This window comes from Paenarthrobacter sp. R1 (assembly GCF_030264015.1).
Lineage (GTDB): Bacteria > Actinomycetota > Actinomycetes > Actinomycetales > Micrococcaceae > Arthrobacter > Arthrobacter ureafaciens.
Genome location: NZ_CP127115.1, coordinates 3,384,740 through 3,404,388, shown reverse-complemented (window position 1 = coordinate 3,404,388; position 19,649 = coordinate 3,384,740). Strand labels below are relative to the sequence as shown.

General features: G+C 61.2%; 14 protein-coding genes and 1 riboswitch. Of the genes, 2 read left to right on the top strand and 12 right to left on the bottom strand.

What is annotated here, in order from left to right; translation table 11 throughout:
- Positions 1-19: 19 nt before the first annotated feature.
- The 12 genes from QN084_RS16530 to QN084_RS16475 form a co-directional block, all read right to left on the bottom strand.
- Positions 20-1,507, bottom strand: a complete 1,488-nt coding sequence (locus QN084_RS16530; protein ID WP_021473679.1) for a threonine/serine exporter family protein — start codon at positions 1,505-1,507, stop codon at positions 20-22.
- Positions 1,508-1,526: 19 nt separating this feature from the next.
- A complete protein-coding gene (locus QN084_RS16525; protein WP_069696179.1) occupies positions 1,527-2,846 on the bottom strand; it encodes a peptidoglycan bridge formation glycyltransferase FemA/FemB family protein in 1,320 nt (439 codons plus the stop codon).
- 124 nt (positions 2,847-2,970) lie between these two features.
- Positions 2,971-4,059: a lipid II:glycine glycyltransferase FemX gene (locus QN084_RS16520; RefSeq protein ID WP_082694508.1), complete on the bottom strand. Its 1,089-nt coding sequence runs from the start codon at positions 4,057-4,059 to the stop codon at positions 2,971-2,973.
- A 213-nt stretch (positions 4,060-4,272) separates the two neighbouring features.
- Entirely contained in the window at positions 4,273-6,180 is a 1,908-nt protein-coding gene (locus QN084_RS16515) for an ABC transporter ATP-binding protein/permease (protein WP_170828581.1), read from the bottom strand.
- 92 nt (positions 6,181-6,272) lie between these two features.
- The gene (locus QN084_RS16510) at positions 6,273-7,292 is read right to left on the bottom strand and encodes a peptidoglycan-binding protein (protein WP_168529523.1); all 1,020 of its coding nucleotides are present in this window, start codon (positions 7,290-7,292) and stop codon (positions 6,273-6,275) included.
- 119 nt (positions 7,293-7,411) lie between these two features.
- Positions 7,412-8,290, bottom strand: coding sequence for a hypothetical protein (locus QN084_RS16505; RefSeq protein WP_168529521.1), 879 nt, complete (start codon positions 8,288-8,290; stop codon positions 7,412-7,414).
- A gap of 700 nt (positions 8,291-8,990) precedes the next feature.
- Positions 8,991-9,812: a DNA/RNA non-specific endonuclease gene (locus tag QN084_RS16500; RefSeq protein WP_062095382.1), complete on the bottom strand. Its 822-nt coding sequence runs from the start codon at positions 9,810-9,812 to the stop codon at positions 8,991-8,993.
- 38 nt (positions 9,813-9,850) lie between these two features.
- A complete protein-coding gene (locus QN084_RS16495) occupies positions 9,851-11,263 on the bottom strand; it encodes an L-serine ammonia-lyase (RefSeq protein WP_182264050.1) in 1,413 nt (470 codons plus the stop codon).
- A gap of 310 nt (positions 11,264-11,573) precedes the next feature.
- Complete coding sequence (gene gcvH, locus QN084_RS16490) at positions 11,574-11,960, bottom strand: glycine cleavage system protein GcvH (protein WP_021473686.1); 387 nt, start codon at positions 11,958-11,960, stop codon at positions 11,574-11,576.
- Positions 11,961-11,991: 31 nt separating this feature from the next.
- Positions 11,992-13,125, bottom strand: a complete 1,134-nt coding sequence (gene gcvT, locus QN084_RS16485; protein ID WP_069696542.1) for a glycine cleavage system aminomethyltransferase GcvT — start codon at positions 13,123-13,125, stop codon at positions 11,992-11,994.
- Positions 13,126-13,138: 13 nt separating this feature from the next.
- Complete coding sequence (gcvP, locus tag QN084_RS16480) at positions 13,139-15,985, bottom strand: aminomethyl-transferring glycine dehydrogenase (RefSeq protein WP_069696894.1); 2,847 nt, start codon at positions 15,983-15,985, stop codon at positions 13,139-13,141.
- A gap of 177 nt (positions 15,986-16,162) precedes the next feature.
- Positions 16,163-16,261, bottom strand: a riboswitch (glycine riboswitch).
- 92 nt (positions 16,262-16,353) lie between these two features.
- Positions 16,354-16,893, bottom strand: coding sequence for a TetR/AcrR family transcriptional regulator (locus QN084_RS16475; protein ID WP_021473689.1), 540 nt, complete (start codon positions 16,891-16,893; stop codon positions 16,354-16,356).
- 73 nt (positions 16,894-16,966) lie between these two features.
- Here QN084_RS16475 and QN084_RS16470 point away from each other — a divergent pair, with 73 nt between their 5' ends.
- Positions 16,967-18,520 carry an MFS transporter gene (locus QN084_RS16470; protein WP_069696535.1) on the top strand — a complete coding sequence of 518 codons (1,554 nt, stop codon included), beginning with the start codon at positions 16,967-16,969 and terminating at the stop codon, positions 18,518-18,520.
- A 127-nt stretch (positions 18,521-18,647) separates the two neighbouring features.
- Positions 18,648-19,649, top strand: coding sequence for an IS481 family transposase (locus QN084_RS16465; RefSeq protein WP_069696677.1), 1,002 nt, complete (start codon positions 18,648-18,650; stop codon positions 19,647-19,649).

Here is a 19,649-nt window from a genome sequence, read left to right as displayed (position 1 = left end):
CCGGCAGGACCAGCGCGACTTACCGGCGCCGCACCCTGCGCCGCTCGTTGCTGGACAGGCCCTTCGTCAAGGGTCGGGCCAGGTTGTCGCCAAGCACAATGCCGGCTGCGACGCCAAGGACAATCGCCGCCGCATTGAGCATGCCACCGGCACCCGCCAGGATGTCGCCGCCTTCGACTGTCAAGGCATACATTGACCGGAAGATCGTGAGGCCCGGCAGAAGGATCAACGCTGCCGGAACCGCGACCACCAGCTGCGGGGCGCCAAGCTTCAGGGCCACAACGCGGCCCAGCAAGCCAATGATCACCGCCGAAATGGCGGGCGACAAACGGTCGCCAAGACCGAGTTCGCCAACCCCCCACAAAACGAAGAAGCCCGCCAGCCCGACTGCCGCCGTCGGAAGTAACAGCCGCATCTGTGTCTGTTCGGTGACACCGATGGCCACCACGGCGATCGCAATGAGGATCGCCTGTCCCCACAACGGGTAGGCCGGCGGGAAAGTATTGGTGACGTCCAGGACCTGGCTGCCCATCAGGGTTCCAACCACCACAGCGACGCCGATGCCCGCCACGATCGCGCCGAAAGTCAGCAGGGTGGACAGGAAGCGGCCTGCTGCCGTGACCGGAAAGCCGTTAATCGCATCCTGTACCGACGAAACAAGCCTGCCCGTGGGGAGCAGCAGGAGGATGCCTCCGGCCACCACAATGGACGGAGCTATGTCCGCACCCGCCCAACGCAGCATCAAAGCAACAAAGGTGACCACAAAAGAACTGGCCATGGTGACGAAGAAGTCCGGAGTCCGCCAGCGAATCAGCTGGCGCGCCAGGAGGCTGATCAACATGTTGGAGGCAAAAGCCAGTGCCGAAGCTCCGGGACCACCGCCGAGCACCCCGACGAACACGGCGGCAAACACACCGAACGCCACAGTGACCATCCAGCGGGGGAAGGGCTTGGCTCTGCGTGTGATCTCGTTGAGCCGCCGAACGGCCTCGTCCCGTCCCACTCCCCCGGCGACAATATCCGAAACCAACTGGTGCACCTGGGCCAGACCCGCATAGTTATTGGTCCACGACCTCACCACACGCAACAGGGTGATGGGCGTTTGGTCCTTCGGCGCGTAGTTGATGGCCACCGACTGGTTGGTGATGTCCACCTCGACGTTCTTCAGCCCCAACGCCGCGGTCACCGCGATCATGCTCGTTTCGACCTCAAGCGCACCGGCCCCGTAACGGAACATTGCCTCGGCCAGGTGCAGTGCGAAGTCGATGGTCTTGCGCGCCGAGGCGTCGACGCCCACCACCTGGATGGTGGGGTTGGCGTAAGGGCTCCCGGCCAGGCGGTCCACGATGTTCATGGGCGCCGTTGGCGGGCTGTCACCTTGCACCAGGCGCATCAGCATCCGCTTGGCATACGCATTCTGCCGGACCTGCGAGGGCCGCAGCGGCTGGGTTTTCGGCAAGCCGTCCGTATGAGGCCTGCCGCCATTGCCCTCGGGGCGTTCAGTCATGCAGCATTCCTCCTTTGGCTTAGTTCTTCCTGAGGAACTTTCCGATCACCGGCAGTTTTGCCGGTTCCCGCAAGTTTCCCAAAACGGTCTGGGCGGCTCCTGCAAGCTTCCTGGCCACCCGGTAGGCGGTGTACTTGACCGGACTGACGGGAGCAACGAAGTCGCCGATGAGCTGGACCACCTCTCCGCCAAAGCCCTTCTTGAACTCGTACCCACCATGGCCCGATTCATCCTGCCCCTGGATGCCGAATGTGCCATAGAAGTTGTACCGCGAGTAGCCGTTGTTCAGGGCGTGAAGCATCATGCCCCAGTACAGGGACGTGGCACCGTTGAAGTAGATGTAATCCTGCACGGTGCCACCAATGACGCAGGTGAGTTCGTCCCCCGAGCAAGCGAAATGGATGGCCGCCACGGTGGCAACTCCCACGGAATCCGGGAAGCGCTCGATGTCCTTGAGGCTGCGCTCGTAGCTGTCCACCAGGTCTTGGACAACCTTTACCTTATTGGCCTTTTTCTTGCTGCCGGTCTCCTCCACTTCGCGTTTCAGGTCCGCGAGGTTCTTGGATTCCGCCTCGAGTCGCTCAGTGATGGAGGCGCGGTATTCCGGGATGTTGATCTTGGCCATCATGAGCTTGGTGAACTCATCGGAGGTGTTGCGCAGCAGTTGCTCGTAGTACTCGCGTTCGCGGTAGGTGAAGCCCTTCTCGTCGCCGGCGGTCTTCAGCGCGTTGTAGAAGTCGTCCAATGTTTCCAGCGTGGCCTGCTCCAGGTACACACCATTTTTTTCGGCCTTCCGGATGGCCTTGCGGGTCCGGTAATTCATTCCCATGATGAGCTCTTCGGCGTCCGCGATGCCGTCCAGGGTCTTGATGAACATCCAGTTGATGTTGGCGAAGTTCATGTCGAAGCCCTGGTGTTTGAACCCGAAGCCCTCGAGCTCCTTCAGCAGCGGCCGGTTGTCTTCGACCTCGGGGTGCTCCGCGCCGTCTTCGTCCCGGGCGATGTATTTGACGTGGGGCGAGATACGCAGTTCCGCCGCCTTCTTCGAGGCGGCATGCTTCTTCAACTGCTCGACGACGAACCTCACCGCAGCGGCGTCGCTGTAGTCCATCAGTGGTCCCTTGGCGCAGTCCGCCACTTTGTAACCGATGCGGTTGGACGTGTAGACGAGCTTTCCGGCGGCGATGAGGCTCCCGCCCTGGGTGACGCCGAACAGTTCGACTTCCTGCCCGCGGGCACGCTGGAAGCGGGTGAGGTCCATGGATTGAATAAAACTTCCCTGGGGGTGCCCCTTGGCGAAGGTCTCAAATTCAGCGTCGCTGAGAAGAACGAATTCCATGGAGTTTCCAGCTTCAATCGGAGTCAAAGAAATTACCTCATCTAGTTGGATATGCACCGTTGGTGGCCGGGGCGGGCCTGGTCTGTTGGCTGACGCTTCGAGTTTTCGGTGCGTCAGGCGCCGGTCAGTAGAACTGACCACCCGTGCGCATGATCTCGAGCCGGCGGAGGACCTTCTCTCCGCCCTTGAGCCAGAGCTTGTACCGGAGAGGACTCAGGACGAGGTCATAACAGCCGACAAAGTCCGTGACGGTCTTGGTGAAGCTCGTCTTGAACAAGCCCATGCCGTACAGCGGGTGGGTTTTGTCTTTGATTCGAGCTGCGGACGGAGTGCCGCAGAAGTCGTATTCGACGCATCCGAGTTCCTGCATGCGCTGGATGGCCGCCCATTGTGTCAGGTGCGAATCCCCGTATCGCTTGCGGTTCTGGGTGGAGCCGCCGTCCTTATACGTAGCTTTGGATCCGTAGTTGATCACGAAGGCACCTACGCTAGGCTGGCCGTCCTCGTAGACGAAGAAGAAGTGCCCCTGCCCGCGGCTGCTGAACTCGTTCCAGAATTTGGCGTAGTAATCGTAGCTGCGCAACGGCATGGCACCCTTGGCGTTCACGGTGTTCTGCATGAGAGCGTACAGCTTCTTGTAGCTCTCTTCGCCGGCCTCTTCCTGGATGACTTCGCACCCCTCGCGCTCTGCCCTTCTTACAGCATTGCGGGCACGGGAAGAGATGCTGCGGAGGACCTCGTTGGAGGGCTTCCTGATATCCAGAATCGCGGTGGAGTCGTTGGACTGGATGTTGGGAGCCTTAACCAGCCCAGCCGCCTTCAGTTGCGCAGCCACCTCAGGTGACTCCACGACGTCGGGCTCTATCTTGACGGTGAAGACGTTCAGCTTCCGTTCCCTGGCCAGGGTTGCGACGGCGTCCAGCATCGGTTTGATGTCTTCGACGGACTCTGCGTCGGGGCCCTTGATCAGGTACCAAAGGCGTCCCAAGACAGGGAAATTTTTCTCCAGCAGCAGGTTGTAGCTGGAGTACTCAGCAGTCTCGATGACGAGCCGCCGGACCAGCCAGCCGTTACCGTCCTTAACCGCGGCATAAGCGTCCGACTGCAGCATGTTGCCGCCGTTCGGGTTGGCCGTGACGTGCTTGTCCCAGTTATCGGTTTCCTCGGCGGTGGCAAAGCGGGCGGTAAATTCTCGCAAGGTGGCCGTGTCCAATCTCAGGGTTCGGTGCAGTGTTCAAGCAGGGTTCAAAGCGTGGTGCGCATGCGGACATGCAGGACCAAGTCTATCGGGGACAGCTTGATTGGCGATTCCAGACCGGAACCAAACGACGCACCGGCACCCAGACGTGATGACCGTTGGAGACCGGATTCCGCATAAGCGGTCACGGCCGACCCAACTCTTAGGGAAAGACGGACCGTTCCGCGATCAGCCCCGAATAGCCTGTGCGGGGTCCGCCCGCGAAGCCGATATTGCAGGATATACAGATGCAAGAACCCCGGTTACTGCTCCGGCTATGACCCCCACCGTGACCGCTTCCAACGCCAGGACCGGGGTCCACCCTTGCTGCAGGCAAAACGCCAGAAGTGCCATCATCCCTGCCGCGCCTCCGGCCAATCCGCCGCCGGTTCCAACCAGCAGGCCCTCAAGTACAAACATCCGGCCAATACTCGCGCGGCCGGCCCCGATCGCCCGGCGAAGCGCAATTTCCGGCCTGCGCGTCTGGACCGTCAGGTACATGGAAGTCGCAGAACTAAGACAGGCTAACGCGAGCAGGACCCAGGCAAGAAGGCCGATGAACGCACTCAAATCAGTGGTTATACCTCTTCTCAATGACCGGAGATCTGCAACAGTACTCACCGTGAAGTACTCGGGATGAGCCGCGTTCAAAGCAAGCGGCACCGCATCGCGCAGCGGAGCGGGGAACCCGGGGACAGTACGCACAATGAACACTGATTTGGACAAGACAGGGTGGTCGAAGTCCCCTATGCCCAGGACGATGCTGTCGGAGAGCAATTGGTTCCGTCCGGGGCTTTCAATGACGCCAACTACTGGCACGGGCTGCCCGTCGACCCAAATCTTTTCATCTGGCCCTGCAGCTGAAACACCCCAGCGCGTGGCGGCTTCGCGTCCTAGAAGCGCTACGGGTTTCCCAAATGCCCCATCCAGGAGCGACAGCGCAGAACTGGGCTCAACAACGGCATCATTCAGCGCAAGATAATGCGAGTCCACAGCTAGCAGGGAACCTGCGAACGTTGGCTCTTGCAGTGCCAGGCCGGGCTGAAAACGGGACGGCTTTAGATCTTTCGAAGCCAGGTCGTAGCGCAAACCAACGTCTACAACCCCATCCAGTCCCTCTATCCTTTTCCTCTGCTCCGTAAACCCGATCCCACTGGCGTCATAGGCTTGTGCTCCTGACGCGCTCATTGACACTTGCAGTTCATCAAGCGCTGCCTGGGCCAGACGCTCCGAAACTTGGGAGGATGCAGTTTGGCTTAGTCCCACAGACAAAACAAGCCCGCCTGATCCCAGCATGAAGGCGAGGATGAGAAGCATTGTCCGTCCTGTCCGTGACGTCAGCGCTGTCAACGCGTCATATACGTCGTCGACCACCCCCTGCCAACGTGCCGGTTTCCGTCCAGAAGCCGGCGAAGCCGTCGTTTCAACTGCGCACGCCTTAGCAGCTCCGGTGTCCGTCGAGCTTGACGCCGGTGCTTCATGAGCATGAACGACTGATCCTTCCAAAGCGCCGTCCACGATTTTCACTTGCGATCGAGCTGCGGCCGCAACAGCGGGATCGTGCGTGATGACGACGATAGTCATCCCCTTTGCATTGAGGCTCCTGAGTTCCTCGATGACTCGTTCCGTGTTGGCGACGTCCAAGTTGCCTGTCGGTTCGTCGGCAAACAGAACTTTTGGGTTAGTCGCGAGGGCGGACGCCAGTGCCAAACGCTGACGTTCACCTCCGGACAAATTTCTACCGAGCGCATCCTGACGGTGAAGAAGTCCCACCCGCTCGAGGGCAGGGCGGATACGCAATTCTCGTTCTCTGCGAGCACGGCGTTGAATACGAAGTCCAAGGGCAACGTTCCTGGCCGACGACTCTTCAGTCATCACATGCGATGCTTGAAAGACGAAGCCGAACATCTCCGACCTCAACGCATCTCGTTGCCGCTCACCCAACCCGGCCACATCGTGACCGTTGACGTGATAAGTGCCATCCGTCGGCCGGTCCAAGAGGGCAAGGACATTCAACAGCGTGGACTTTCCTGATCCGGACGGCCCGATAATTGCAAGGAAGTCGCCTTCGCATATCTGCAGATCTACGCCGAGCAAAGCTTGGGTCGCGGAGTCTCCCACATAGTAAGTTCGACCGACCCCCTTCATCGTCAAGAGTGGTCTCGCGTCACTTGCAGGAAGGTCGCCCGTCACGAGACGATCACCAATGTTCCGGGTTGTAGTAGCGAAGTCTCCTCGATAGCAACCCATCCGTCGCGCTGCTCGGTTACTGTAATGTCCACCCGTTCGGGCGTTGGGCTGCTTTGTCCCTGCCCCTGCGCTCCTGACAAGATCACGTAGGGGCCCCGGTCATCCTGCTTGACAGCGGTCAAAGGGACGGCCAAAGATTCAATGGCCGCTTCGTGGACCTTGATTGAAACCGACTGCCCTGGCTTTGGTGGCGTTCCCTCCACGGGAACAGTGGACACGACGTCCATGCCCGGAACGACACCCTTCTCGGGGTCTCCTTCGCTAAAAGAACCAATGCTTTGGATTGTTCCCTTTGCCAAGTACCCTTCAGCTTCGAGATCGACCTGCTTGCCCACAACGAGCGCATCGGCCTGGTCTATGGTGGCACGCCCAACCACCATGTCAGGGGCCGTCTGGACGATCCCCAAGCTCAAATCTTCCGCTAATACATCGCCGGGTCGTACCAAGGTCATGATCGTTCCCGTATTCCCCGGGATCTGCACGAACTCCCGCCAGCGAAAAACAACCTTCTTGTCTTCAGATGTCGGGGCCGTCAATTGGAGGTCGCGGTAGAAGTTCTTGACGGCGTTCTCCGTCCGTTGATCAAAAATCCCCGTGGCATCCGGCCAGTACCCCATGCCCTGAAGCCACTTCTGCAACCCCAGTACATCCGGGCCCCGGTCGCCCTCAAGTAGGTCCCGGTAGAGAGGTACGTCGGTAGACATGACAATAACGGGACGTCCTGAGACGGCCGCGATAAGCGACCCCGGGGCGACCGTTGCGCCCGTGTCGACATACACGGCCGTCACGACCGCCCGGTCGGCTCCCTTGGGGATAGATGCACGCAACGACACGGAGGGTCCGGCGGTCATCGTTGCAGAAACGACGATGGAAGCGGCCAGTGACTTCCTTTCTACAGCAGCGCTCACTTCAACTTTTTTATCTATGGAATCGATTGCTGAAGTTAGCGGTGTTCGCATTTTACTTCCGAGAAAGAACGAACCGGCTGTGCACGCGAGAACAACGCATAGAAAAACTACAACACGTCTGATTCGTGGAACCCGCGGAAGCTTCACTACTGTAGGTTCACTGGCACCCATTAAAGCCCGCCATGTCCGTGTTGTCGAAGAATATCCTTCGCTTTGGCCAATGCAGCGGACTTTTCGTCTGCCAGTGTGTTCAATGCCCCTTGATGAGTCTCTATAAGGGCGGCCTGGTATTGGGCACGAATGTCCATCAAGCCCTGCATCATGTTTGTTTTGCTCTTGCATTCCGTGTCCTGGAGCGCAGTCCGTATCTCACCCTGCCTGTCGGCCGGGTAAGACGGAACCCAGGCGTCGGGTGAGTCCTGACGCATGGTGATGCCTGAATCCCCAAGGCACTTAATCCACGCCTCACGGATGCTCTTCCACATGGGATCACGTTCGGCCAAGGCGTTGGAGTCATTGACGATGGTTGTGAGCAGTGAATCCTGGCCCGCTACCCTACTTCGAAATGCAGGAATTTGGTCACCCGCCGTCGAGTTGTCACACTCAAAATACTTCTTCACGGCAGCTTGCGGAGAATCCCGGGTTCCCGAATCGTAGATTCCAGGAATGGTCCGGACGGTTGGTCTCACATATCCGTACTTGGCCGCATGCTCCGGAACCCAGACGCCGTAAGATTGATCCGCTTTCACGTCAAGATCGCCATGTTTCTCTGGCATCGTAATTCCGGCCTTCTTCATGCAGCCCTCGATAATGTACATATTCGCTGCTGTGATGATCATGGACTCATCCGCGTTTACCTCATATGAATCCATTGGCATCCGGATCTCGGCAGTAGCGTGGTCCAGTTGTGCGTGCACTCCCGAATAAGCTGAACGGTCGATGGAGGGCAAGGGCCCGGCGTCGGACTGTGGTCCGGTTTGGTTCACGCTGCATCCTGCAAGCACGAAGAGCAGCACTGCTGGCATAAGCCGACGCCGGGTCATGGTCACCTTTCGACTCTTTTAATTTAGGAGATTCGCTGGATCAGTACGATTCATCGTGACTGGAAATTCGATTATCCCAATTCCCCCCGCCTGGATAAGCGATATCCGCAAGATAACTGATTGCCTGCCCTTCCTTCATGTAGAAGGAATTCCCACCGAAGTTTAGGTGTTCGAAGAATGTCACGTATCGGTAGGACGGATTGGTTGTGTACCCAACAATTTTTGATGTTGGATCATTTGCCCCGCTACCAACCCAGGTCGTCGCGTAGTTGTTCGAATACTTGGTCCCGTTCCACATGGAGCTTTGGAACAAGCAGACCTGCCCATTTCCACATGTTTGCTCTGCTCCTGCATGGGCCGCCCCAGCATTGGCGCCAATCATGATCGGTATTGCGACAACGCTGGCCGCACTGATGCTTAGGAATTTGTCATTTCACCGTTCTCTCAGTAGGAGTGGAGTCGGGTGGTAACAGGCATTGAAAACGTCTAGTACTCCAACGTCAGTAGTTGTCCCCCCGTGGGCATGAAAATACCAACGCAGCATGAGGCGAATCAACAGAACAGCGAATTAAAGAATATTTCGGAGAAATATGGATCGTCAGAATGTAATATTCTCACCAGCGTGTCACGATTTGAACGATCCCTACACATACCTAGGGGAGCTGTGTCTTCAATCATTTACAGGCCGAGAGCTCGCAGGCTGCAATTAGAGCCGGACCTGCTCCATGCTCTCCAGCTGGATGGCCTTCGGCGCCTTCCCCAGTTCACGCGTCCCGCTGGTCAAGCGGTCGGCGTTGGTAAGCCGGCTTAGGCTCAGCCCGGTCAGCTCCGCAATCTCCCCGATGGGAACCTGGAAGGTGCGGAAAGGGCCCAGGGGTGGCGGTTCACCTTCCAGGAGCCGCTCAGTGATCGCCTTCTTCAGTTCCACCTTCCCCAGCAATGGAGACTGATCCAGCACGAAGCCTGCAGCACCGAGGGTTCCATCATTGGTCCAGGCCGCGATCTTCCAGAATTTCTTGGGAATCCTGACTCCCCGGTACTCAGAGTCGTCGTCAGCGAAAACCGGCCCGGTGAAGACGCTCAGCTTCGCGTCAAAGGCGTCCGCATGCTTGAGGACGTGATCCTCCAAGCCAACCCACAGCTCCTTGCCTTGGTTGAAGTCGTCCACTTGGGGTGCGGCGTTCGTGAAGGCGAAAGTGTCCTGGTTGGCTTTCTTGGCTGTGGCAGCATCGCCCCATACGGGGTCGAGCCGCCGGACCAAGTGCCCACGGTCGAACGCGTTGTTCTTGTAAACGTCCGGGCCAGCCTGTTGCTCGCGGGGAATCCGGTCGTCGAAGTGCCAGGTTCCCTCGCGGGCCAAAGGATTCAGTTCACCGCCGCTGATATTAACGCCAACGATCGCTGCGAGCTTCCGCGCAGCCCGGAAACGCACTGAGAAATGGGTGTAGTCCAGCAGAATCGTCGTCGCCGACGGACTGGGCAGCTCAAGGCGTGCCCGCAAGAAATCCCGGTCATATCCCCCGCTCATGCATACAGCATGGCACTAGGGACTGACAGGGAACAGACTCAGCATTCGACGACGTTGACGGCGAGGCCGCCCATCGCGGTTTCTTTGTATTTGTGGGACATGTCCTTACCCGTCTCACGCATGGTCACGATGACTTCATCAAGGGAAACCCGGTGCGTGCCATCACCCCACAACGCCATCTTCGCGGCGTTGATCGCCTTCGCCGCCGCGATCGCGTTCCGCTCAATACACGGGATCTGCACCAACCCCCCGATCGGATCACACGTCAACCCCAGATTATGCTCCATCGCGATCTCCGCAGCGTTCTCCACCTGAGCCGGGGAACCACCCATCACCTCAGCCAACCCCGCAGCAGCCATCGACGACGCCGAACCCACCTCACCCTGACACCCAACCTCCGCACCGGAAATCGAGGCCTGCTCCTTATACAACACACCCACCGCACCGGCAGCGAGCAAGAACCGCACCACCACATCATCCCGGACCGCCTGCGTGGCCTGATCCATCCCCGGGGCATAATTCAACGCGTAATACAACACCGCAGGAATGATCCCGGCCGCACCATTGGTCGGAGCAGTGACCACCCGCCCACCGGAAGCGTTCTCCTCATTGACCGCCAACGCGATCAGGTTCACCCACTCCTGCCAATACTTCGGATCGTTCCGGTCCTTGTCCTCCTTCAACAACCGCTCCAGCCAATCAGGAGCACGACGGCGGACCCTCAGTCCCCCGGGCAGCACACCCTCACGCTTGAGCGACGTTTCAACACAGGCCTCCATCACCGACCAGATATGCAGCAAACCCTCCCGGATCTCCTCCTCGGACCGGGACGCCCGCTCATTGACCAGCATGATGTCGCTGATTCCCAGGCCCTTGGACGAGCACCGGCCCAGCAACTCCGCAGCGGTCCGGAACGGCAACGGCAACTCCGCCTTGGACTCCTCCAACTCAGCCCGCGCCGCGTCCTCCTCGCCCTCACGAACAATGAACCCGCCACCCACCGAGAAAAACGTCGCCTCCCTCAGCACGTTCCCCCCGGCATCGGTAACAGCGAACTTCATCCCGTTCGTATGCCGCGGCAACACCGTCAACGGATGCAACACCATATCCCCCACCGCATACGGCAACAGCACACCCTCACCCGAAGCCCCGGCCAGGTTCAGCATGCCCGTCTCCGCGATCGCAGCAAGACGCTCCTCCACCTCACCGGGCAGGATCAACTCCGGCTCAAACCCCTCCAAACCCAGCAACGTAGCCGTAAAAGTGCCATGACCCTTACCCGTCGCAGCCAAAGAACCATACAAATCCACCCTCAACCCCGCCACAGAAGACAGAACACCGGATTCACGAAGCTCCCGCGCAAACACCGCCCCAGCCCGCATCGGACCCACCGTATGCGAACTCGACGGACCAATACCCACGGAGAACAAATCGAAAACACCAACAGCCATAACCGGGATCCCTTTTTATACAGCATGAAACGGTCCGGCAGATGGTCCTGCCGGATGGCCCCCTCCCGCTCGTGGCAAAAAGGCGACCGAAATACGACGCCGGGCGGCCCCCTCAGGCGGCAACCCGGCGTCGCAAATTTATTCAGTTACTACAAGTCAACGCTACGCCAAAGCGCACTTGGCCAAAACGGGGCATCGCTGCGGAGTGTGCCGCGCGCACGGCACACTCCGCAGCGGAACCACGAATCGGAGGATGGCATGCCGAACCCGCCGGGCATGCCGGACCCGTCGGGCACGCGGACCGATCGGACTAGCCCAGGTCGCCGCCGTTCTTGGAGGCGTATTCCTGGGCGGAGAGCAGCGGGCCATCGGATTCAGCAGCGACCTTGAACAACCAGCCCTCACCGTAGGGGTCGTTGTTGATGAGTGCGGGGTCGGACACAACGGCGTCGTTGATCTCGGTGACCTCGCCGGTCACGGGTGAGTAGAGGTCGGAGACGGACTTGGTGGACTCGACCTCTCCACAGGTTTCGCCTGCGGTCACGGTGGAACCGACCTCGGGCAGGTCCACGTAGACGATGTCCCCCAGTGCGTCGGTGGCTACCTCGGAGATACCGACGGATACCGAGTTTCCCTCCCCACGCAAAACCCACTCGTGCTCGTCGGAGTACTGAAGTTCAGGCGCTACTTTGGGCATTCTGTTTTCCTAACTGTGGGTGATCAAAAACTTAGCGGGACCGTTTGTAGAACGGCAGGGCCACGACCTCGAACGGCTCTGCCTTGCCGCGCAGATCGACGTCAAGAGTGGTGCCAGGTTCAGCATAAGCAACGTCAACGTAGGCCATCACTACCGGGTACCCGAGCGTTGGGCTGGGCTGGCCGGAGGTCACTTCGCCAACAACGGCGCCGTCCTTCAAGACCGGGTAGTGCGAACGTCCGGCGCGGCGCCCGAGGCCCTTGAGGCCCACAAGCTTGCGACCAGTGGAGACACCTGCGCCGTCGGCCTTCAAAGCTGCCAAGGCTTCCTTGCCAACAAAGTCGCCTTCCTTGGACAAGGCCACTACAGGGCCGAGCCCGGCCGCGAAGGGATTGCCTTCACGGGACAGCTCATTGCCGTAGAGGGGCATGCCGGCTTCGAGACGCAGGGAGTCGCGGGAGGCCAGACCGGCCGGAACGAGCTCGCCTTCCTCGGCGACGGCGGAGATGGCCTGCCACAGCGCGGCGGCGGATTCGTTGGGCACGAAGATCTCGAACCCGTCCTCGCCGGTGTAACCGGTGCGTGCCAGGAGAAGATCCTGCCCACTCCCGGCCACCAGGAAGGTCACCTCGACTGCCGCGTAGTACTTCAGGTCCGTGACCAGCGAGTGCTGTGAGGCCGGGACCAAACGCAGCAGGATCGCTTCCGCAAGCGGCCCCTGAACGGCGATCAACGACGTCGACGATGAAGCATCCTCAACAAGCACGTCATAGCCCGCGGCGCGCTGCAGCAGCTCAGCAGCGACCACGAAGGCATTGCCTGCGTTCGGAACCACCAGGAACTTGTCGGCGCCGCGACGGTAGACGATCAGGTCATCGATGATGCCGCCATCTTCCTGGCAGATCAGCGAGTACTTGGCTTTGCCCTCGGCCATGGCGGAGATCTTGCCTACCAGCGCGTAGTCCAGGAACTCTGCTGCCTGCGGCCCGGTGACCCAGACTTCGCCCATGTGGGAGAGGTCGAACAGGCCGGCGGACTTCCGGACGGCGTGGTGTTCGGCGAGCTCGGAAGTGTATTTGAGCGGCATCTGCCAGCCACCGAAATCGGTGAAGGAGGCGCCGAGCTTCTTGTGCTCCTCGTAGAGGGCCGTGTGCTTCTCAGTCATTTTCCGGATCCCCTTAGTTCTCGAAGTCTTCGATCGGAGGGCATGAACAAACGAGGTTGCGGTCGCCTGCTGCGCCATCGATGCGGCCCACCGGCGGGAAGTACTTGTCCTGCTTCAAGTGGTGGACGGGGAAGGCGGCCTGCTCACGCGGGTAGGCGCGGTCCCAATCGGAGCTTACGACGGCGGCTGCCGTGTGGGGTGCCCGGCGAAGCGGGGAATCCTGCACGGAGAAGTCGCCATGTGCTACCTGATCGATTTCCTTGCGGATGGTGATCATGGCTTCGATGAAGCGGTCGATCTCGGCCAGGTCCTCGGATTCGGTGGGCTCAACCATGAGGGTGCCGGCGACCGGGAACGCCAGGGTGGGTGCGTGGAAGCCGAAGTCGATGAGGCGCTTGGCCACGTCCTCGGCCGTAACCCCGGTCTTGGCCGTCAGCTCGCGGAGGTCCAGGATGCACTCGTGGGCGACCAAGCCTGCTTCGCCTGTGTAGAGCACCGGGAAGTAGTCGTTGAGGCGGGCTGCGATGTAGTTGGCAGCCAGCAGGGCGGACTTGGTTGCTTCGGTCAGTCCTTCGCCGCCCATGAGCTTCACGTAAGCCCAGGAGATGGGGAGCACGCCGGCCGAACCAAAGCGCGATGCCGAAATCGGAACGTCATTGCCTTCGGTCCATGATGCGGCGTTGCCGGGCATGAACGGGGCCAGGTGGGCCTTCGCAGCAACGGGGCCGACGCCCGGCCCGCCACCGCCGTGGGGGATGCAGAAGGTCTTGTGCAGGTTCAGGTGGGACACGTCGCCGCCGAACTTGCCCGGCTGCGCCAAACCGACCAGTGCATTGAGGTTTGCACCGTCGATGTAGACCTGGCCACCGGCTTCGTGGACAGCGTCGCAGACTTCCCGCACGTCGGCGTCGTAGACACCGTGGGTGGACGGGTAGGTGATCATGATGGCCGACAAGACGTCACGGTTCGCCTCGATCTTGGCTTGGAGGTCGGCGTGGTCGATGGTGCCGTCGGCTGCCGTGGCAACTACCACAACCTTCATGCCCGCGAGCACGGCGGACGCTGCGTTGGTCCCGTGAGCCGAAGCAGGGATGAGGCAGACGTTGCGCTGCTGGTCTCCGCGGGAGTGGTGGTAGCCGCGGATCGCCAGCAGGCCGGCAAGCTCACCCTGGGACCCCGCGTTCGGCTGGATGGAGACCTGGTCGTAACCCGTGATCTCCGTCAGGTCAGCTTCCAGGCCAGAGATCAGCTCACGCCAGCCCTCGGTCTGGGAATCCGGAGCGAACGGGTGGATGGAGGCGAACTCGGGCCAGGAAATGGCTTCCATCTCCGCCGTGGCGTTCAGCTTCATGGTGCACGAACCCAGCGGAATCATGGTCCGGTCCAGCGCGAGGTCGCGATCGGAGAGCTTGCGGATGTAGCGCAACAGCTGCGTTTCGGAGCGGTGGGTGTTGAACACGGGGTGCTGCAGGTACTCACTGGAGCGCTCAACGGAAGCCTCCAGCGCAAAGCCCTCTGCGGACTCAACCGCGGAGGCACCGAAAACTTCAAGGACACTGCCGACGATGTCAGTTGTTGTTGTCTCATCCACGGAGATACCCACGGTGTCCCCGTCGATTCCACGCAGGTTGATGCCACGCTCTTCGGCAGCAGCGACGAGCTCGGCGCCGCGGCCCGGAACGCGAACCGTGATGGTGTCGAAGAAGGACCCGTGCAGGACCTCGACGCCGGCAGCCTTCAGTGAGGCCGCAAGGGTGCGCGCGTGGTGGTGGGCGGTCTCGGCGATGGCCTTCAGGCCTTCGGGGCCGTGGTAGACGGCATACATCGAGGCGACGATGGCAAGGAGTGCCTGCGCCGTGCAGATGTTGGACGTGGCCTTTTCGCGGCGGATGTGCTGCTCGCGGGTCTGCAGCGCCAAGCGGTAGGCGGGGACACCGGCGTCGTCCTTGGAAACGCCCACCAGACGGCCGGGCATGGAACGCTCCAGCCCCTTCTGGACTGCCATGTAAGCGGCGTGCGGGCCGCCGAAGAACAGCGGAACACCCAGTCGCTGGGCGGAGCCGACGGCGATGTCCGCACCCTGTTCACCCGGAGGGGTGATGAGCGTGAGGGAAAGAAGGTCGGCAGCAACCGTCACCAGCGCGCCCCGCTCTTTCGCCTCGGCGATGACGGCGGAGTGGTCGAAGACACGGCCGGAGACGCCGGGCTGCTGGAGGACGACGCCGTTGATGTCGCCGTCGGGCAGTCCCGCGGAGAGGTCCGCAACCTCCACCTCGAAGCCGAGCGCCTCAGCGCGGCCCTTCACGATCGCGATGGTCTGCGGCAGGCAGTCTGCGTCGAGGACGGTCTTGCCATCCTGGACGGCTTTGTTCTTGTTGGCACGGCGCATCATCAGCACGGCTTCAGCGACTGCGGTGGCTTCGTCAAGGAGCGAAGCATTGGCGATCGGCAGGCCAACGAGGTCCTGCACCATGGTCTGGAAGTTCAGCAGCGCTTCGAGGCGGCCCTGGGAAATTTCCGGCTGGTAGGGCGTGTAGGCGGTGTACCAGGCCGGCGACTCGAGAATGTTGCGGCGGATAACCGGCGGCGTGATGGTGTCGTAGTAGCCCTGGCCGATCATCTGGACAGCAGTCTTGTTCTTGGAAGCAAGCTTGCGGAGTTCAGCAAGGACCTCCACCTCGCTCAGCGCGTTCTGCAGCGTCAGGGCAACGTCCTGGCGGATGTCGTTGGGAACCGCGGTGTCCACGAGGGAATCCACGGAGTCGTAGCCGATGGCCTTGAGCATGGTGTCGATATCGGCCTGGCGGCGGGCACCGATGTGCCGATCGACGAAGGCGGTGGAGGCTGAACTAACCGTCACGAAGGAACTCCATTAGTTGGGCGGCGCTTGGGTACGCCGCAGTGGCTCGGGTTCCTCCCCGCTCTGTATTGGACCTGAGAGTTTCCGCGGGTTGCCTGCGCAACGCCGCTTGCACCGTCGGTGAACACAACAATCGTCACCGCTGACGGCGGATTGCCTGCTGCTTTCCAGAGTTGCCTAGCCGCGGCGGTGCGTGGGCCTGAGAGATTCCTGGGGAGGATTTGCTCCTACGGCGCCTGCGTCACGTGCTTTGCAGGACTCTCCCGCCGCAGATCATAGGCTTATGCAGTTGTTCGCGGCCCGCTGCAAGGCGCACCACAATTGTTAATTGTCCTACGTGCCCGGCGTCGCGGCAAATAGGCGGAGCGCTACTTGCGCAGTCGCTCCAGAACCTCGAGCAGGATCCCGACGTCGGCCTCCCGCCCGGCGCTGCCGCCCGCCTGCCCGCCTTCGAACATGGCGTTGAAATAGAGTCCGTCACCCATGTAGCTGACGGCTTTGGCGACTTCCGGTCCAACGTCCTCGGCGAGCACGTCGAGCCAGCGTTGTTGGATGGCGGCAAACCTCCTCCGCGTCTCCTCGTGGGCTACCTCTGCCAAGCGGGTGGTCGCCACAAAAGCCCGGTCCATGGGCGTACCGGCCCACACTGAAGACCGGATGAAGTACGCTGCTGCGCCGTCCGGGGCCGCGATCATTTGTTCGGTGTCTTCCTCCGCCAATCGGTCGAGGCGTTCCAGCAAAGCGCTGATGAGGGCCTCCTTGTTGGGGAAGTGATAGAGGAGCCCTCCCTTGGAGACTCCGGCGCGCTTCGCGACGGCGTCGAGCGTTGCTGCCCGCTCCCCCACCTCGATCAGGAGCGCCTCGAAGGCATCCAGGACGGCATCCTTGGCAACTGGTTTTCGCGGCATGTGTCCATCATTCCCTAAACAGGCGTGTTGAGCTCTTTTGAAACTATACCGTCTGGACGGTACAGTAATATTCATGTTTTCGTCGTCCGCAACCAAAGCTCCCCGCACTTCCATCCGTCGCCTCCACGGCAGGACGGCAGCATGGCGCGACTGGACGGCCCTTGCCCTGCTCATGTTTCCGGTTCTCCTGGTGGCCGTGGACAACACCGCCCTCACCTTCGCTCTACCGGAGATCGCCCGCTCATTGGAAGTCGGGGGCATCCAGCTTCTGTGGATCGTTGACGCGTACCCGCTGGTCCTGGCTGCATTGCTGGTATCCATGGGCAACCTCGGCGACAGGATAGGACGACGGCGGCTGCTTCTGGCCGGCAGCACAGGCTTCGCTGCGGTGTCGGCTGCTACGGCGTTCGCGCCCTCGGCTGAATGGCTGATAGCCGGCCGCGCAGCCCTTGGAGTCTTCGGCGCCATGCTGATGCCCTCAACACTGTCCCTGATCAGGAACATCTTCACCGATCCGAACCGGCGCCGCCTCGCCATCGCCGTCTGGGCAGCCGGGTTCTCGGGCGGCGCAGCCCTCGGTCCCATCTTTGGGGGCTGGCTGGTGGAGCACTTCTGGTGGGGAGCTGTCTTCCTGGTGGCAGCGTTCCTGCTCCTGCCCCTGCTTGCGTTCGGCAGGATCCTCATTCCGGAGTCGAAGGACGCCAACCCTGGCCGGGTGGACGTACCAAGCATCGTCCTGTCCGTCCTCACCATGGCTCCGTTCGTCTACGGCATCAAGGAATTCGCCGTGCACGGCTTCGGGCCAACCGCGGCTTTCTTCATGCTCTTCGGCGCGGTACTGGGCGTGCTCTTCGTGCGGCGGCAGCAGCAGTTGGCCAGCCCCATGCTGGACGTGCGCCTCTTCAGCAACAAAGTGTTCAGCACGGCCATCGTCGCCAACGTGCTGTCCCTGTTCTCCATGACCGGGTTCATCTATTTCTTCGCCCAGCACCTGCAACTCATCGAAGGCCAGTCGCCCATGGAGGCCGGTATTGCCATGATCCCGGCCCTCTTGGCCACCATCGTGTCAGGGCTGGTAGTGGTGCCGCTGGTGAAGCGGATCCGCCCCGGCTTCGTGGTGGCGGGCGGCCTGGTCCTCAACGCAGTGGGGTACCTGGTGGTTGTCGTGGGCGATCACGGAAGCGGCCCGGTGTTCCTGCTCTCAGCACTGACGGTGTTGGCAGTTGGTGTGGGTGCTGCGGAGACCATCTCCAACGACCTCATCCTGGGCTCGGTCCCGGCGGACAAGTCCGGCGCGGCATCCGCCATCTCGGAAACAGGCTACGAACTGGGATCGCTCCTGGGCACCGCCGTCCTGGGCTCCATCCTGACCGCGTCCTACCAGCACAACCTGGTGATACCGGACGGCGTATCCGCTGCCGCTGCGGGCCAGTCAGGGGAAACCTTGGCCGGAGCGGTTGATGCGGCGGCCGCACTGCCCGCGCCCTTGTCCGAGGCACTGACTGCGGCCGCAGGGGTGGCCTTCGAATCCGGAGTGCACGTCACCGCGGCGATCGGGCTGGTACTGATGGCCGGAGCGGCAGTGCTTGCCGCCGTCGTACTTCGCCGGGTGCCGAAGGCGCAGTAGTCCGGTGCTTTCTAGATGTACTGTCCCGGCAGGTTGATGACACGGGGCTGGAATTGACGAAGTAAAGAGGACCTCCGGGTGTTATGTGGAGCTTGTCGAGAGCAAACACAGATACCAGGAGGTCCTCGTGTCCCACTCTAACGCGATCCTTGCCCCTGCCGGTCGGTTGAAGCTGGCCCGGTGTGTGGTCGATGGTCACTTGCCATTGCGTCTAGCCGCTGAGCGGTTCAATGTCTCTGTCCCGACCGCTGCCCGGTGGGCGAGACGTTACGTCGAATGCGGGGAAGCGGGCATGCTGGATCGTCCCAGCCGGCCCCTGAGCTGTCCGCACCGCAGTTCCGTGCGGACAGAACATCGGGTCGTGGGCCTTCGGACCTCCAGGCGGTGGGGGCCAGCACGGATCGCCTACCACCTGCATCTGAACATCTCCACAGTCCACCGGATCCTGCACCGCTATCACTGCCCTCCGCTTCGCTTCACGGACCGTTCCACGGGGATCAGGATCCGTCGCGAACACGCCCGCCGCTATGAGTACGCGTGGCCTGGAGAGATGATCCACGTTGATGTGAAGAAGCTCGGCCGGATCCCTGAGGGCGGAGGCCACCGGAGCGTGGGAAGACCGGCCGGTGAGGCGAACAAACGAACCCGGAACTCGGCCGAGGGCGTTTCCCGAGGACGCGGCCTGCTGCGCGGTTACACGTTCATCCATCACGCCGTCGATGACCACTCCCGGTACGTCTACTCCGAGATCCTTCCCGATGAGACCAAAGAGACCGCCGCGGCCTTCATGCGTAACGCGATCGCAGCGTTCGCCGCGCACGGCGTGAAGATCCAACGGGTCCTGACCGACAATGGCTCCTGCTACAGGTCCCGCCTCTTTGCCCAGACCCTGACGGATGCAGGCATCCGACACAAACGCACCAGGCCCTACCGGCCCCAGACCAACGGCAAAGTAGAACGCTTCAACCGCATCCTCTTGGAGGAATGGGCCTACGCCCGGCCCTACACCTCAGAAGCCGAACGCCAAGCCTGTTACCAGGACTTCATCGAGCACTACAATCGCAGCAGGCCACACACGGCACTCAAAGGCGCCTCCCCAGCCAGCCGTGTCACCAACCTACCGGGTTAG